This is a genomic window from Psychrobacillus sp. FSL K6-2365 (assembly GCF_038003165.1).
In the GTDB taxonomy this organism is placed as follows: Bacteria; Bacillota; Bacilli; order Bacillales_A; family Planococcaceae; genus Psychrobacillus; species Psychrobacillus psychrodurans.
The window spans coordinates 265370-282795 of the sequence record NZ_JBBOOO010000001.1 but is presented as its reverse complement, the minus strand read 5'-3'; the positions used below and the strand labels follow the sequence as shown (position 1 = coordinate 282795).

Sequence of the window (17426 nt, the reverse complement as noted above, 5' to 3'; positions counted from 1 at the left end):
TTTCCAAAACACAGGCTTTTCTAATTGCCTTTTATATAAACGTGAGGCTATTAATCCAATTATTATCCATCCAATAAGAATCATTACACTTTCAACAAATCCACCATTCCACCAAATAATAACTCACTCTTTTCTTCTATTATATGTTCTTTAATTCTACAGGACTTCCAATATTTCCTTCTTTACACTTGCAACAGTTACGTTCGACGTACCAGACATACTAGACCATGGAACCTAAAAAAGACCACAACATAATAGTTTTGGCCTTTAACATTTTCATTCCTCTATGGAGTACATTAAAATCATTTCTATTAAAACAACAAAACCAAAAATAATTGCTAGTTTACTTTTTCCTGTCGCAAATAGTGCAGTGGTTGCAAGTGCAAATACTATTATTTGAAGCAATATTCGAATAGGAATAGTCACCGCGAAAGTAGCTTTCGGAGCAATGAAAATCCCCCAAAATATTGCGACTAATAGTGGTGTTCCTATTCCAAATACAGTATTGATGAACCAGCCTTTGTTCATGTGGAAGCCCCAGTAAGAAAAAGCACCAAGCGCAAAAAGTTCCATAGCAAAAAACAATCCAAATACCGTATATTTGAATACCATCATACCTACTGACCTCCTAGCTTTCTCTCCATACTTTTTACGTACTCCTCTAGTTGATCGGAAGGTTGAAACACAGTATTTCCGTGACATACTTCTAGTTGTTTTGGCTTTAGTTGGCTTATTATACTAGCACTTGCTACAGCCTGCTCCATGTCTGCAGTGAAAGTAGCCATAGGCTGCTTAAGCTTTCCTTTTTTAGAAGTGAACAAATCACCAGCTAACAATACTTGGTCCTGTTCATGGTAATACACGACATGACCTGGGGAATGACCAGGGGTGAAATACGGGGTAAGTGCCCCCATTTTCTTTAGTTTTGTTAGGTCGTCCTCTAATAAAGGACTAACAATTGTTTTCGGAAGATTATTCTCCAACTTTTTACGTTTTGGGTAAACGACTTCACCCTGCATATAGGGGATTTCTACTGGATGTGCATACACTGGGACTTCATACTTTTTCAAAATTCCCTTTACTGCCCCGACATGATCTGAATGTCCATGTGTTAGAAGGATTCTCTGTAAAGGACCGACATTTAGTTGTTCCATAAAGTTAATGATTCCTTTTGTCATCATCGGCATTCCTGCATCTATTAATGTGATACCTTCCTTTTCAGCTACTACCCATACATGAATAGGAATGATCATCCATGTTTTCAAACTCCATATATGCTCAGAAATCTTTTTCACCTTCATCGTCATTGCCCCTTACTTTAATTTTTCTTGAAAGCCTATAAGTAAAACTTCTATCGAAAGGTTAAACGTAGGTATCAATCTTTCCATTAGTACATCGAGCGGTTCATGCTGATAGGAGTATGTACTTAATACTCCATTCAGTTGGTAATATAAAATTCGAGAAAATGCTAAAAGCTGTTCCTCATTTGAAATGGAGAGATTTTCTTGAATGGTAGATTTCAATAGTTCAAATATCGATATTCGAAGTTGATTGATTTGTAATTCAGGCTTTTCATCCACCCTAGAGGATTTCGCATTGAAAAAAATATCATACATATTACGGTTTTTTAAACAAAAGAAAATATATTCTAAACTAATTTCTTTAAGCTTACTTTCCGATGATATTGAATCTCCCCTTGAAATACCCTGCATTTTTTGATGTAGCTCTTTCAATGGCGGCAAAGATAGCTGGTGAAGTAATGTTTCTTTGTCTTTAAAATATAGATATATCGCTGTATGTGAACAGCCAGCATCCTTTGCAATTTCTCGTATTGTTACTGCATCATACCCTTTTTTCGCAAATAAGTTTGCTGCAGAATCCAATATTAACTTTTTCGTTTCTTCTGAACGTTGCTCCTGTTTACTCTTCATGTTACGGATCCTCTTTTCACTTTAACTAACCAGTGGTTATATTATAACCATTGGTTAGTTAAAGTGTCAATGTATTTGAAAACAAGCAAAAAACCTCAATAAAACCAGGCAAAAAGACACCCGCTCCGAGCGGACGCTTTCCGTGGGCACGGCTTCAGCCTGTTAAGCCCTTAGTTACTATTAAAAAAACACCCCCAACCATTTGAAATAGTTAGAGGTGCTATTATTTTATATGCAGTTAGAAGGAATAAAGTGCTATATCCCAATTGCTCGTTGTAGTTTGTCTTTAATAGTCGGTATGTCTTGTGCATTGATCGTTAATCGAATGAATTTCTCGTCCATTTCAAATGCCTCTGCTAACAGTCCACCTAGCCCTCTTGCTCTTCGGTCAACCTGCATTAAAATGTCAGCTGATTGGGAGGACTGGGACAGAAATAGGATTTCCAGCTCATCAAGTTTTGATCTATAGGCACCGCTGACCGGAACAAATTCAAATTCTTGTACAAATGGATATTGACTGCCTAATTTATAAGAGGCTTTCTCACATTCAACTTTCCGTAATTTAAATCCAAGTTGTTCAATCGCTTCTAAAATATGTGTAGCTAGTTTTGTTGGTCGTACGTTAATATAATCTTTATCTGTAGGATCTACACTATTTTTGATATCTAACCCTGTGCTAACCCATACACGGGTGTTACCATAAGTGACTGGTGCATCTTCAGGAAGCGTTAGCGAAAAGGGAATTATTTTCTTTTCATTTGCTCCAATTGTAAAGGGCTCAGTAACTTTAAATTTTTGAATGGCCGCTACATCCGTGTATTTTCGATCATTCGATTCACGAATATATGTTGTATTTACCGTTAAGTAAATCGCATCAATCTGTTGTTCTAAATTTCCGCCACTGACTTCCACTACACCCTGCATGATTTCTCCAGCAGTAAACTCTGATTTTTCTAGTTTCGTGTCTACTTTAGCCCCGCCAACCCCTACACTTGCTAATACTTTATTGAAAAATGACATATACATTCTCCTTTTATTTTAATAACACTTTTACGCTTTTACATTGTAATAGGTTTCACTTTGTTATAAAAAAAGAATCTGTTCCTATTCATCACCTAATTACTACAGCCCGAGTTACAGCCCGAGTCTTTTCAGATAAGCATTTTCAGTGATAAAATAACTTTCCTACTTGTATTTATGTAAATTTAATTCAATTTATTAGTATTAATAAATATCGAGCTGATTATTTGAAATACCTACATCTGGGTTCAAGGTAATTTCCTTATTAACGATAAGGAATATGCGATAGTTTAATAGGAACAGTTGGGTATCCTACATTTTTCAAATAATAATTGATACTTCTTGCTGTGAATTCATTGGTTCCGGAAGGACCGATAATGATTTGATTGACAGGAAGCCTATTGTCATTTTGAAGTACTTTGTTATGCGTCTCTAACTCAATATATGGCAAAATAATATTATCTCGTGCACGGAATTTGAGTTCATGCTGATACGACATACTCTTGGAGTTCGTCACAATAATTCGCCATTCCTTTTCCTCTGAAAAAGTAGCATGTTTAAACAGTGGGAGAAAGTATCCAATCGTTCTTGCCACTTCCTTTGGAGAGAACTGTGGTTTCACTCCACTTAGCTCTAAGCTAAGGAGCGAGACGTTTATAATTCTGCGAATAATTCTTTCTTGTAGCTTATGATCGTATATGACCTTTCTAGGAAAAAAGTTTTCTTCACTTAAATGAAAAGAAACATCAAATAAGGATGAAAAGTCAAAGCCAATAGAGATTCCATGCTGACTTCTGCTATATCCTCGCCACTGACTTAGTAGGTCTCCACTTTCACAAAATGACACTACAAAAATATCCGTATCCTGTTCCTCTAGAATCGTAAAAACTTCTTCTAAATAAGCTCTTCTAGGATTTTCTACCGGTAATTCTTGAATGAGCTTTTGTACGATACTTTCACAAACCTCTAACCCATGACTATATTCTTTCGAGTCATTCATAAACTTTATATGCGAAGCCCAAAAGGTTTTATTGCTAATTATTCCTTGCGCTCCTTCTAAATTTGTATAATGATATAAAGCTTTAATATTTTTGGTAAAGTATTTTTTGAATTCCTTACTGATTAAAGGGATAAGAGCCTTCATATCGATTTTTGAAATAGGGTTTTGCTCAGACATTTCAATAGCACCTCCTATACTTTTATAGTATCACTTCCCTCTTTTTATGTACAAAACTGGTAATTCGAAACAGGACCAGCTAAATAAACGAGAATTATATGATAAAAAGTCCACCTGATACGTAAATCAGCAGGATTATTATTCTTGAAAGTGTCGAGAACGCGGTGTTTACTGGACATTTTTATATATTTTCTTATCTTTTAAGAAAAACCAAGAGAATGACATACCCGGTTCTTTAAGATCAAAACCTATTTCTATGGGTTTTGTATATACTTCATCTAAAAAAAACCATAAATGGAAAGATTTCAATCTTCCATTCTGGTTTCTAGATACCACTTGATAAGGTCATGAGGTTTCATCGGTTTTGCAAAATAATATCCCTGAAAAATTGGATTTTTACTGGTGTTCGTTAAGAAATTTACTTGCTCCTTTGTTTCTACTCCTTCGATGACTACATTTAAGTCTAAAGATTCACCTAATGTAACAATAGCTTGGATAATAGCTGAATCTTTAGCAGAGGTCGGCACATCATCTATAAAAGATTTATCTACTTTTAAGGTTGATATCGGCATTTGCTTTAAATAAGAAAGTGATGATACTCCGGTACCAAAGTCGTCTAATGCGACAGAGAAGCCTTCTCTTCTAAATGCTCCTACCGCACGCATAGCTTCTTCCATATTCTCAACAAAGCTATTCTCTGTTATTTCTAATTCTATTTGCGATGGTTCCAGACCATAGTCATTCAGTTTCTGTGTTAATACCTTTAATAGTAGCGGTGAAGTTACATACTCGCCTGGTATATTAATAGCAATTTGCTGAAAGGAAATATCCTGTTGTTCCCATTTAGCTATTTGTTGACACACTCTGTCTATTATCCAATCCGTCACTTTAATCATACGATGATATTCCTCTAAAATAGGAATAAAAACAGCTGGTGATAGAACTCCATACTTCGGATGGTCCCATCTTAATAATGTTTCAAGCCCTACAATGTTTTGTGAATTTAAACGAACCTTCGGCTGGTAAACAAGAAACAATTCATCATCTCTCATAGCTCGGTTTATGTCTTCTGCTATTTCGCGTTCAAATGTATACGTATGAATATTAGAGTCATAGTAAACAATATCATGATTATACGTAATGGATGGATAGTTTAGAACTGCTAGAACATTTGTATAAATATTAGAAGCATCACCCAAATGATCTGTCTCAGATATTGCACATACGCCATATGAAAAAACTTCTTGATCCTTTACGAGTATAGGTTGACGAAGAACATCTGATATTTCCTTCAAAGCCTCTATTAGTTGTTTTGCACTATCCACATCCCTAGTTAGTAGAGCAATGCGATGCCCCTCAATTCGATAAATCTCTGTTTTTGACGGTGTTCTAGACTTGAAGAGATGTACTAAAGCAAGAATCACATCATCGCCGAAGGAATAGTCAAACTGTCTATTAATATATTCTAAATCATGTATATGCCAGACCGCTAAAACTTTAGGTGATTGAAGTTTTTTCTCAAACAATCGGCGATTTGGTAATTGAGTTAATGCATCATAATAGTTTGCTCTGTACTGGATGTAACGGTCTATCAAACTCGATAGTAATAATATACTCAAAAGCATAGCCATTCCCACTGTCACAATAACTGCTAGTCCATACATTTCTGTCATATGAGAATGAACTAAGTGTAATTCATACCCCTCTGGAATATAAAAGTTCATAGCAGCCATGCCCGTGTAATGCATACTTGAAATAGCCAAACCCATGATCAAGGATATTAAAAGCTGAATTATATAATTTATTTTATAGGATTGGACAGTTGAAAAAATGTAGACTGCAATTATAGAAACAAATATGGCAATACAAATAGAGGCTACAAACAGTAAAGGATCATAAGTATAAACAACATCCATTTCCATTGCATACATTCCTATATAATGCATAGAGGAAATTCCAGTCCCCATTGCAATCCCAGCGAAAGTATAAGACCAAAAGTTTCGTTGTGGAAGATTCGCCAAATAGAAAGCTATAAATGATGCTAGCATAGCTGGGACAATTGAAATTAGCGTAATAATATTATTGTAACTCATATTTACCGGTAACGAAAAAGCCCCCATCCCTACAAAATGCATAGACCATATACCAAATCCTAAACTGAGAGAGGCTAGCAATAACCAGAAATTCTTATGAAAAAAACTATTTTCTTTCGCTCGTTTATTCAATGACAGGGCTGTATAGGATGCCACCACTGCAATAACTATTGAAAATAATACTATTAACCCGGAATATTCCCCATTTATCTCCATATATGAATTATTCACAGGACTATTGTTATTAATATTGAATATATTCTCCACCCCTCTCTATCCTTTAGACTATATCACATCTATTCCTTAGTCATAAATTAAGCAAAATTTTAAAAAATTATCATTTTTATAATAACCAAATATATCTATTTAAGAGGAATAAAGATACTAAAAAACAGTTTGCAACATGATCATCGATGCTTAAATAACGAGAAGACTGGCCTCGTATTAGCAAGTAGCTCCCGCCTTTTAACATTTAAAATTTTAAAAAAAAAACACAGAAACTAGTTAAAGTTTCTGTGCATCGTTTTGTTCATTGTTACTCTCACTAATGAGACTTGCTAATACATGAACCCTCAGTATGATTCCCTTAATGGTTTGTTCTTCATCCGTAACGACGATTGGATATTTCGAGTCTAATACGTACGGTATAATATCTTGAACATATTCATCAGGTAGTACGGTTTTAACTTCTGTAGACATAACTTCTTGTAATGTTTTTTTCTCTTTCAGACCATCAATTGCTTGGTCAACCGTTACAATTCCTTGCAGCTGGCGTTTGCGATCTGTAACGAAAGCACTTGAGATACCACTTTCTCGCATAACTTGGATAGCTACATTAAGTCCATCCTTTAAGGAAACTAAACCATATGGTTTGGACATGATATGCTCTGCCTGAAGAATTTTAGAGCGATCAATATCCCGAATAAATTCCGAAATGTAGTTGCTAGCCGGTTTTTCCAAAATTTCTTCCGGTGTGCCAATTTGTTCTACTTTTCCATCCTTCATCACCGCTACACGGTCACCAATTTTAAATGCCTCATTTACATCATGTGTAATGAAGATAATTGTCTTTTGTAATTTGTTTTGAATATCAAGCAGCTCTAATTGCATTTCGCGTCGAATTAAAGGATCCAACGCACTAAATGGCTCATCCATCAGTAAAATATCCGGATCATTAGCGAGTGCTCTTGCAATTCCTACTCGTTGGCGCATTCCACCAGATAATTCATCAGGATACTGATTTTCATATCCTTTTAGGCCAACCGTCTCTAAATGCTTTTGGGCAATTTCTCGACGTTCTGTTTTTGACATTCCTCGTATTTCCAAGCCATATTCAATATTTTCCAATACAGTTCTATGGCTAAATAATCCAAAATGTTGAAATACCATGGCAATTTTTTTCTGACGAAAATATTTTAATTGGTTTTTATTATATCCGACTACATTTTCTCCATCGACATAAATAGCTCCATAGGTTGGTTTGTTCAACAAATTTAGGCAACGAATTAACGTTGACTTTCCGCTTCCCGAGAGTCCCATGATGACAAAGGTCTCACCTTCCATAATTTCCATGGAGGCATTATAGACACCTACAGTGTGCCCCGTTTTTGCTAGAATTTCATCCTTTGGAACACCCTTTTCAATCATAGGGATGACTTTTTTAGGTCTTGGTCCAAAGATTTTAGATACATTTTCAACCTTAAGTTTTACTGTCATGCTGCATCCCTCCTATGTTTCTGAAGGCGGTTTGCAATTCCTCCTGTAATTCGGTCAATAATAATTGCTAGGAATACAATACTAATCCCTGCTTCAAACCCTAGCGAAATATCAATTCGATTTATGGCGTATAGTACACGTTCACCAAGACCTTGGGCACCAACCATGGATCCGACAACTGCCATCGATAGTGCCATCATTGTCGTTTGGTTTACACCAGCCATAATAGTAGGCAAAGCTTGGGGCAATTGTACTTTCATTAACATTTGGGAAGTAGAAGAACCAAAGGATTGTGCAGATTCTACTACTTCTTTATCTACATTACGAATTCCTAGCTCAGTCAATCGAATAACTGGTGGAAGTGCATAAATAATAGTAGCAATAACCGCTGGAACATTTCCTAGAGGGAAGAAGAATATTACTGGTATTAAATAGACAAAGCTTGGCATTGTTTGCATTGCATCCAAAACAGGTCTCATTATTGTCGACATTGTTTTACTAAATGCAGTCCCAACTCCTAGTGGAATCCCAATTACAAGAGAAAGTATAACTGAGATTAACACAATGGATATAGTGGTCATTGTTTCGGGCCACAAATCGAATGTACCTATTAGGAATATAAAGAGGCCAAAAAGAAGTCCTCCATATAAATTTGTAAAGCACCACCCTAAAAGAAAGATAATTATGATAAAAATCCACCATGGGATTGCTAAAAGACCTGCTTCTAGCCCCTTAATCATGGAAGAAGATATAACAAAGATAAAATCAAAGAATGCTTCAAAATTCATCGCTAAAAAGTCAATGAAATTTTCTACTACATCTCCAATTGGAATTCTTACTTCAGGAAATTCTGTCATACATTTTGGACTGTATCAAAAAGAACAGTCGCATACACCTCACTTTTTATGGTTAAATTACTATGATCATGAACCATTATTTCAAAGCTGCTTTCACTTTTTCTGCAACTTCTTCAGACACCCAAGTAGTCCAAATATCTTCATGCTCATTCATCCACCACTGTGCGGCTTCATCTGCTTCTACTTCGTTTTCATTCATATATTTTAATGCTTCTTCTGTTAGAGCATTACTAGTTTCATATTTGCTTAAGAAATCAGTTACGTCTTTTGCTTGCGTTGGAAAATCTTTGTGTACTGCGATTACAACATCATTCGGAGGAAATTCAGTTCCTTTAGATTCTTCCCAAGTTGCTGCATCATAAGGAGTATCCTCAAGTAATGTTAAGTCATAACTAGCTGTTACCCATGTCGGCGACCAGTAATACCCTACCCATGGTTCACCCTTTTTATATGCTCCCGCTAAATCTGCTACTATTGCAGAGTCAGATCCAGGTGCTAAGTAATTGTAGTTCGCGTCAAGGCCATATGTTTCAAGTTTCGTCTCCAAGTGTTCACTTACAGCCCAGCTAGAAGGTGCACCAATTATTCTACCTTTGGTGTTGTCTTCAGGGTCTTGGAAAATATCTGGATATTTCTCTAGGTCTTGGACAGTTTTCAAATCAGGTGCAACTGCTTCAATCCCTCTTTCTTTATCCCCTTTTATCACGTAAGTTGGAACATATAGTCCTTGCGTATTATCATTGAAATTAGTTGCTAATTTCACAATGTTTCCACTATCAATTGCTTTTTCATAAATCTCCTTTGTATTATCTGTCCATATCTCCATATAAACATTGATGTCCCCTTGTTCAAGTGATTGCAATGTAGCTGCCGTAGTTCCACTTGTAACCTCGGTTTCATAGCCATAACCTTCTTCGACAATTAATTGGGCTATACTATTGTGAACACGTATACTATCCCACCCTGCATCTGCAAATTTAATCACTTCAATACTGTCTTTGCTAGATTCACTACTACATGCACCTAGTACTAAAAATGCACACAAAGAAATAAACAACATAATTTTCCTCATTATTTTTCCCCTTTTCTCTATTTATTAAAATAGACACATAGTCCTACCCTCCAATACATACCCTTTTTTCTCAAGTTTAATCATTTGAATATTATTATAGAACTATGCCCCCAAATTTCCAAAATTCTGGTACGTCTATTTTATGAGTTCCCATGTTACTAGAGTTTATGAAGTGAAGCAAATAAGAGATGGTTAAAAACCGTATATTATTCAATAATTACGAGTAATAAGAATTATATTTACAGACTATTAGTTATAGAGTTATGGTATTTATTATGTAATTTAAGATATTTTTTGTAGGTATTATGATTCAATCTGGGATTTATTGAATTTTCTACTTTTAGGAAGGGATATTAAATGTAATTTCTATAAATGAGAGATAATTGGTTTTATAAATTAATAAAAAAAGTGGTCACTAAATTTTAGGACCACCGCTTAAGTATTATACAATTCTATTCTGAGGCTCTCTGTTTTCTAACACTGCTTCTATATCTTTTGCGTTCAATTGCATCATTGCTTGACGAGTTCGAATACTAGCACTGCCAATATGAGGCAACACAGTTACGTTAGGTAATGTCAACAAAGGATGATCTAACGGCACAGGTTCTTGTTCAAATACATCAAGTCCAGCAGCCCATATTTTTTTAGATGTTAATGCGTTAAATAGAGCTTGTTCATCTACAATGCCCCCTCGTGCGACATTAATAATTGTTGCAGTATTCTTCATAAGATTGAGTTCACGTTCACTTATAAGTCCTTTTGTTTCTGGAGTAAGTGGAGTTAGAAGTATAACAAAATCAGATTGCTTTAGTAAGTCGTCTAATTCAGCATAAGTAAAACCATACATTTCTTCCGCTTCTAGTTTTCTAGATCGATTATGATATAACACATTCATGTCAAAGCCTTTCGCACGCCTCGCAACTGCTTCTCCTATACGACCCATCCCAACAATACCAAGCGTTGCACCGAAAATATCCATGCCTGTATATTGCATTGGCGACCAGGACGTCCAATTACCTGAACGAATTTCTTGTTCTACTTCTGTTATTCTTCGAGCTGTCGCTAACAATAAAGCAAATGTTAAGTCTGCTGTTGTCTCTGTTAATACACCCGGCGTATTAGTTACGATAATACCCTGTTCTTTTGCAGCTTCCACATCTATATTGTTATAGCCAACAGCAAAATTACTAATTACTTTTAAATTTGACAGACTTTCAATTAGTGCACGATCGATATTATCAGATAGCATCGTCCATAAAGCATGTGCACCTTTAGCATTTATTTTTATTTCTTCATATGTCATCGCAATACTTTCGCTATGCCACATATGTACATCAAATTTCGCCCTTAAAGGCTCGACGATTTCTTCAGGTAGTTTACGTGTAATGTATATTTTGTCCATAACTTCTTCCCCCTTTGTTGTATTAACCAAATCATGGACGAAAGTACGAAATTTTGCAAACATATTTACATCTTTTAATAGCTACGTTATACTTTGGGCACATAAGAAAAGTGCGAGCACCTATGTTAGCTTCAACAATGTTCTTTTGCGATAAGCTTTGCGCAGAAGCAGGCTCTGGATAGAAATTCACGTAAAGACGTCCTTATGCCTTTGCTGAAATTCCGAAGCGTCTCAAGCGAGCTAGGTGCTGAACTAGATAGATATGCGTAACAGCACATATTTTCTAGTCTTTTAAAAAACTACATACCGTTTTCTGCACTAGGGGTGCCCACTTTGGCTGTGATGAGAGCTTTTTAGCTCCGATCCCTTATTACTCGATCAGGATAATACCTGCGTGAGGAAGTGCGGTGACTTTCCTAATATTTTTGTATTGGATTAGTGACTGCATCTTCACGGATGTGGCCTTTTTTTATGAAAAAATTTAGGAGGTTTTACAAATGGAATGTGGATTAAGCCCAATTATCGGATTTCGTTTTTCGTTACATCCGATGAACAATGATTTTATTAAGGTAATTAAAGAAGCTTTGAAGGAGACGGATACGTCGAATGTGTGGATGCATACGGATGATGTGTCGACAGTCATTCGCGGGAAACAAGTGCACGTGTTTAATGTAGCAAAAGCTCTAACTTTACATGCAGCTAAAACAGGTGTACATGTTGCTTTATCTGGCACTTTCTCTGCTGGTTGCCCAGGTGACTCTGCTGGAGATGCCTATCTAGATAAGGGCGATATAATCGCCAACACAGATATTACAAAACAATATGTTTCCTCTCAATTTGCGCTATATCCGATGAATAATCCCAATTACATGGACGTTATTTATCGTGAAGTAGATCGTGCTAAAGAACAAGGTGTATTCAATGAATCGATGCACTATGCAAGTGGTATTCATGGTGATATACACGATGTGTTTGCGTTTTATGAAGAAGCATTCACGAATGCACGCTCAGAAAAACATAAGCATCTGGTCATGACAGTTTCTATGAGTCTTAATAGCCCTTCTCACGGAGGTCGCTGATATGCTGAAATCATGGAAGTTAAAAGAGATTGTACTAATGTCCTTGTTTGCGGTTGTCTTTGGTATTGTTTATCTATTGTTCTTGCATGTCGGCAATATTTGGGCTGGGTTCATCGGTCCAATTGCGTATGAATGGATTTTTGGAATTTGGTTTATAGTATCAATTATTTGTATGTATATTATCCGCAAACCTGGTGCAGCAGTCGTTTCCGAGACGATTGCAGCTGCGATTGAAGTATTATTAGGTAATGCTGTAGGACCCCGCTTAATACTTTCGGGAGTTATCCAAGGCCTAGGTGCTGAAGCAGTTTTCGCTGCTACACGATATAAACGCTTTGATCTATGGGTTCTGATGCTCGCTGGTGTTGGATCGTCAATCTTTAGTTTTGCTTATGGATACTTTCTAGGTGGATTTACAGTGTTCAGCACGAGTTATGTTGCATTAATGCTTGGAATTCGTATAGTAAGTGGTGCTTTGCTTGCCGGTGTCGGTGGAAAAGCAGTAGCAGATGGTCTACTAGCAACTGGTTCTCTTCGTGGATATGCCATTTCTCGATCGAAAAAAGGTGAAGTTCGTGCATGAAGTTATCGAATTTGAGAAAGTAAGTTTTCGTTATCCTGACGAGGAAAAATGGATACTGGAGGGTCTTTCGTTTACTGTTTTGCGAGGGGAACGTATAGTCATCACTGGTCCAAGTGGATGTGGGAAAACGACTTTACTGTATTTATGCAATCGATTGTATCCGGATAATTGCGATGGTATTTTGTCTGGTTCAATAAAACTTTTTGGGAAAGAGAGCCTTTCCTTTATTCCCGGGGAAATAAACCATCGCATAGCGACAGTCTTTCAAGACCCTGATGCACAATTTTGCATGCAAACAGTTGAAGAAGAACTTGCTTTTACACTTGAAAATTTGCATACTAAACGCGATGAAATGGAGAAAAGAATTTCTGACGTACTGACTCTAACCGATTTAACTGAGTTTCGCTATGCAATCATACAAAAACTTTCTGGTGGTCAGAAGCAACGTATTGCCACTGCATGTGCACTTATAATGGAGCCAGAAATTCTGTTACTAGATGAACCACTCTCCCATTTAGACCCTTTCACAGCCAAAAAGTATGTGGAGTGGTTAGATAATTTACAACAAAAAAGACCGATGACAATTATAGCTATTGAGCATCGATTGGATTTATGGGAGGACTTTTTCGAAAGAAAAATTCCCTTGCATAATGGCAAAGTAACTTCTAAATTAGAAAAACGAACAAGCAGTACACAAGAAAATAATTCGCTAGTCGTTAGTAAAGTACAGGCAATGCCTTTTTTGAAAGAAACTACTTTCACATTAAATCATGGAGAAGTAACAGTACTTGCCGGACCAAATGGTAGCGGAAAATCTACTTTGTTGAAAGCATTATGTCAGCTAATTCCTACTACAGGGACTGTAGTACCTCTAAATTTAGGATATGTCCCTCAATCTCCTGAGTTTTTATTTCTCACACAAAATGTGTTAGATGAAGTTAGTTTTGGTGGTGGAAAAAGTTCAATGGAAATGATGACTAGATTGCAGCTGTTACCTATTGCGGATTCCCATCCATTTTCAGTAAGTCATGGACAAAAGCGACGAGTGGCTATTGCAGCAATGCTTTGTGATGGTAGAGAAATTATTCTAATGGATGAACCAACTTCTGGCCAGGACTCAGCAGCTTTGTTCGAATTATTCCATTTAATCGATGAGCGTGCGCGTGAAGGTACCACATTTTTGATCGTTACGCATGATATGGAGTTTGCTCATTATTTAGCTGACTCGGTTTTATTGATGAAAGATGGCCAATTAACTGGAAAGTTTAACGCTGAAGCTGTATGGGAAGACAGGCAATTGTTAATGGATCATCACCTACTCCGCCCGAAAGGAGTGATAGGTCATGAAGAATGCTTTGCATAAGATGAATCCTTCGATTAAATTTTTGGCGATTACAATTTGTATGTTTACGATGGCATTCTTCTTCGATCCTTGGACGCCACTTGTTTTTTGGATCGGCGTACTAGTGCTACAATTGTTGTTCACCCAGATCAGCTGGAAAAAATGGTTGTTGTTTATGCTTCCTTTTTTTGTTACTGCTTTCGGTTATTTTTGGACTACACTTGTGTTCGCAGAAGATCAATCGGGTCCTGTTGTATGGTCCAGTTGGAATTTGCAGGTTACCCAAACACAATTGAATCATGCTCTATCTTTAAGTTTTCGGGTGATGGCATTTTCCAGCTTGTCCTTATTATTCGCTTTAACGACGAATCCAGTGACATTCATTTTAAGTCTTATGCAACAATTAAAGCTCTCACCCAAAATTGCTTACGGAGTGATGGTTGGATACCAATTTTTGCCCGTCTTGAAAGATGAATTTGTGCAAATTAGGCAGGCCCATCGATTAAGAGGTGCTAACAAGGAAAAAAATGCGTTGCAAAGATTATTTGGCATACGACGTATTTTGATTCCTATGCTTGCAGGAGCTGTACGAAAAGCAGAACGTGCGGCGTTTGCAATGGAAGCGAGAGGTTTCACTGGTGATCGAAGAAGTAGTTATTTTCATGTGATTACCATCGGGAAAGTAGACTTTGCATTAGTTAGCTTATTTTTAGTTGTGTTAGTTTTAAGCTGTTCGAATATGTTGTGGCTCCGTTTATAGATTTTGTTTCTCTTACTCTCTTACGATAATATAAAAGTATGTGAAATTTGGGGAGTGAGGATATTGTCATTTGTTGCTTTACTGCGTGGTATTAATCTCGGTGCTAAAAATAAAGTGGACATGAAGTCATTGAAGCTACTTTTTGAAGAGATGGGTTATGAAAATGTACGGACTTATATACAAACTGGGAATGTTATATTTGATAATAAAACTTATGACGTGCTTCAGTTGCAGAATACTCTTCGAGAAACTTACGGCTTTGACATACCAGTTGTTGTCCGTTCGAAGGACGCGTTTGAAGAGATTCAGCAGCATCCCATTTTCTTAAAAGAACAGGTATATGTAATGTTCTTAGAAAAAGATGTGTCGGATGAACAGCTTGCTGTCCTCGAAAACCTTGTGGATGATGAATTTATCGTATGGAATCGCCGCAATATCATTATTAATCTATCGAAAACCTATCATCAAACTAAATTTACAAATACTTTCTTTGAGCGAAAACTTGGTATGACATCCACGGCACGCAATCAGAATACGGTGAATAAAATATTGAAGAAAATGTGAATGAGCTCCCACCTTGTTAATAGGTGGGAGCTTTTTTACAGTTATATAAGTAATTTTTATACTTCTGTATAAAAATTATAAATTTTCCAAATGACCTAGCCTCACGTATGATTACAATAGAATATAACAAGGGGGATTTATGATGTCATTTGCTTTTAAATCAATAGACCATGTACAGCTAGCTGCTCCCAAAGGTTCAGAAATTATCGCGAAACATTTCTTTGGAGAAATTTTAGGATTTCAGGAAGTAGAAAAGCCTGAAGTCTTGAAAAAAAGAGGCGGAGTATGGTTTCAATTTGGCAATTATCAAATTCATATTGGTATTGAAGAGCCATTCTCACCCGCTAAAAAAGCCCACCCAGCATTTCAAGTCGAGAACTTAGAGGCATTGAAAACTCATTTGATGAAACATGAAGTCCACTTCATCGTGGATACCGATTTACCTGGAGCAAATAGAATTTATGTAAATGATCCATTTGGTAACCGCATTGAAATTTTAGAATGGACTTAATACGATAGATTTTTGCAGAAAAAACACCTTAGTTTACATTAAACCAAGGTGTTTTCCATCTCTGTTTTCTTAGATTTTTTCGAACGTTTTTTTCTTTTCTTCACTGCACCATTCCATGAGAAGTTCGTACCCATTCTTAATATAACCTCGAGTGGACCTCGTTGAAATTTCTTTAAATACAAGGAACTGCATACACACTGCAAAACGAATATAACAAGTCCAAGAATAATACTATTTAACATTCCAAGATTTCCAAACAGTCCTAAGCCGTAACCGTAAAAAATAGTCGTACATATTACGCTTTGCATAATATAGTTCGTAAAGGACAACTTTCCAACACTTTCAAAACCATGAAATACGTTTGAATTAGAATAGCTTACAAATAAAAGTGCAAATAAAGAAATATAGCCAAGAGAAAGGAACTGTGCACCGACATTTAATAATATTGCAGACCAATCATTTTGTAGAAGAAGTATACTACTTGCCTTTAACGCTAATCCGATTGGCAAAAAAACTACGCCTATTTTATACCATTTTTGTTCCAAACTAGGTCTAGTAAAAAGTTTCCCTTTTGCTGCTGCCATCCCAAACAAAAATAAGGGAGCCGTCATAAAAGGTGCTAAAATCATAACGAACAAGAGGAAAAATTCATCGTCGAAAAATAGTGGACTTTCATTATTTCTATGATCCATTATTTCTGTATAGTTGCCATTTGTATATACATCATTTGTTTTTACAATATAAGAGGATAACTCTTTTACCTCTTCATTTGTTTCTTCCACTATTCCATAGCCCATTGCACTTGTCAAAAGAAGTAAAATAATTCCCCAAATAATAAGAGTCTTTTTCTTTCTGTTTATAAAGAGGAATAAGAAGAATCCCATAAATCCATAAAAAGCTAAAATATCTCCTTCCCATAAGTATGTTCCATGCAAAGTACCAAAAATTATAAGTAAAATAAACCGTCTAACTAAATGCCACCTAGCCTTTACTTCTTTTTTCCTCAAAGATTCCACCAATTTGATAAGTGAGTACCCAAATAAGAATGTAAAGATCGGCATAAAACTGCCTTCTACTACAATTTTTATAAACTTGTATGCTCCTGTGTCAAGATCTGACAAAGAGAAGTAAGAAATCTCATCTTTCCCCCACATTCCATATTGAAATATAAGCATATTTGCCAATAGTATTCCGAACAGACTAAGACCCCTTAGGCTGTCTATCAATCTTACTCTTTCCATTTTCACTAGAAATCCTCCTAGAGTTTTATATCGCTCATTTGTTAGTATAAAATAAGTAGCTTATATCAGTATGAAACG

At 36.2% G+C, this 17426-nt stretch carries 17 protein-coding genes and 1 riboswitch; of the genes, 6 read left to right on the top strand and 11 right to left on the bottom strand.

Going from position 1 to position 17426, the window contains the following annotated elements; translation table 11 throughout:
* Positions 1-276: 276 nt before the first annotated feature.
* From MKY29_RS01420 to MKY29_RS01375, 10 genes are all read right to left on the bottom strand, one after another.
* Complete coding sequence (locus tag MKY29_RS01420) at positions 277-615, bottom strand: YrdB family protein (protein ID WP_269922828.1); 339 nt, start codon at positions 613-615, stop codon at positions 277-279.
* 2 nt (positions 616-617) lie between these two features.
* Positions 618-1301 carry an MBL fold metallo-hydrolase gene (locus tag MKY29_RS01415; RefSeq protein ID WP_340878775.1) on the bottom strand — a complete coding sequence of 228 codons (684 nt, stop codon included), beginning with the start codon at positions 1299-1301 and terminating at the stop codon, positions 618-620.
* Between the two features lie 12 nt (positions 1302-1313).
* On the bottom strand, positions 1314-1931 hold the full coding sequence (locus MKY29_RS01410) for a TetR/AcrR family transcriptional regulator (protein ID WP_093495289.1): 618 nt from the start codon (positions 1929-1931) through the stop codon (positions 1314-1316).
* 255 nt (positions 1932-2186) lie between these two features.
* Positions 2187-2951 carry a sporulation protein gene (locus MKY29_RS01405; RefSeq protein WP_093495290.1) on the bottom strand — a complete coding sequence of 255 codons (765 nt, stop codon included), beginning with the start codon at positions 2949-2951 and terminating at the stop codon, positions 2187-2189.
* Between the two features lie 265 nt (positions 2952-3216).
* Positions 3217-4128 (bottom strand): DUF2971 domain-containing protein, encoded by a 912-nt coding sequence (locus MKY29_RS01400; RefSeq protein ID WP_090569850.1) that lies wholly within the window; start codon positions 4126-4128, stop codon positions 3217-3219.
* Between the two features lie 305 nt (positions 4129-4433).
* Positions 4434-6488: a bifunctional diguanylate cyclase/phosphodiesterase gene (locus tag MKY29_RS01395; RefSeq protein ID WP_093495291.1), complete on the bottom strand. Its 2055-nt coding sequence runs from the start codon at positions 6486-6488 to the stop codon at positions 4434-4436.
* A gap of 237 nt (positions 6489-6725) precedes the next feature.
* Positions 6726-7937, bottom strand: coding sequence for a quaternary amine ABC transporter ATP-binding protein (locus MKY29_RS01390; RefSeq protein ID WP_340878774.1), 1212 nt, complete (start codon positions 7935-7937; stop codon positions 6726-6728).
* Entirely contained in the window at positions 7934-8794 is an 861-nt protein-coding gene (locus MKY29_RS01385; protein ID WP_340878773.1) for an ABC transporter permease, read from the bottom strand. The genes MKY29_RS01390 and MKY29_RS01385 overlap by 4 nt, the downstream gene beginning before the upstream one ends.
* Before the next feature lie 76 nt (positions 8795-8870).
* On the bottom strand, positions 8871-9866 hold the full coding sequence (locus MKY29_RS01380) for a glycine betaine ABC transporter substrate-binding protein (RefSeq protein WP_093495294.1): 996 nt from the start codon (positions 9864-9866) through the stop codon (positions 8871-8873).
* Positions 9867-10308: 442 nt separating this feature from the next.
* Positions 10309-11268, bottom strand: a complete 960-nt coding sequence (locus MKY29_RS01375; protein WP_340878772.1) for a 2-hydroxyacid dehydrogenase — start codon at positions 11266-11268, stop codon at positions 10309-10311.
* A 310-nt stretch (positions 11269-11578) separates the two neighbouring features.
* Positions 11579-11686: riboswitch (TPP riboswitch) on the top strand.
* A gap of 79 nt (positions 11687-11765) precedes the next feature.
* Between MKY29_RS01375 and MKY29_RS01370 the strand changes: the two genes are divergently transcribed.
* From MKY29_RS01370 to MKY29_RS01345, 6 genes are all read left to right on the top strand, one after another.
* Positions 11766-12347: a YkoF family thiamine/hydroxymethylpyrimidine-binding protein gene (locus tag MKY29_RS01370; protein WP_090569858.1), complete on the top strand. Its 582-nt coding sequence runs from the start codon at positions 11766-11768 to the stop codon at positions 12345-12347.
* 1 nt (position 12348) lies between these two features.
* A complete protein-coding gene (locus MKY29_RS01365; RefSeq protein WP_340878771.1) occupies positions 12349-12930 on the top strand; it encodes an ECF transporter S component in 582 nt (193 codons plus the stop codon).
* Positions 12923-14293: an ABC transporter ATP-binding protein gene (locus MKY29_RS01360; protein WP_340878770.1), complete on the top strand. Its 1371-nt coding sequence runs from the start codon at positions 12923-12925 to the stop codon at positions 14291-14293. Before MKY29_RS01365 ends, MKY29_RS01360 begins: the two co-directional genes overlap by 8 nt.
* A complete protein-coding gene (locus tag MKY29_RS01355) occupies positions 14274-15032 on the top strand; it encodes an energy-coupling factor transporter transmembrane component T family protein (protein WP_340878769.1) in 759 nt (252 codons plus the stop codon). Before MKY29_RS01360 ends, MKY29_RS01355 begins: the two co-directional genes overlap by 20 nt.
* Positions 15033-15095: 63 nt before the next feature.
* Positions 15096-15596 carry a DUF1697 domain-containing protein gene (locus MKY29_RS01350; protein ID WP_241597866.1) on the top strand — a complete coding sequence of 167 codons (501 nt, stop codon included), beginning with the start codon at positions 15096-15098 and terminating at the stop codon, positions 15594-15596.
* A 142-nt stretch (positions 15597-15738) separates the two neighbouring features.
* Entirely contained in the window at positions 15739-16107 is a 369-nt protein-coding gene (locus tag MKY29_RS01345; protein WP_340878768.1) for a VOC family protein, read from the top strand.
* 38 nt (positions 16108-16145) lie between these two features.
* Here the strand turns inward: MKY29_RS01345 and MKY29_RS01340 are convergent, their stop codons facing one another.
* Positions 16146-17348: a DUF418 domain-containing protein gene (locus MKY29_RS01340; RefSeq protein ID WP_340880786.1), complete on the bottom strand. Its 1203-nt coding sequence runs from the start codon at positions 17346-17348 to the stop codon at positions 16146-16148.
* Between the last annotated feature and the right edge of the window lie 78 nt (positions 17349-17426).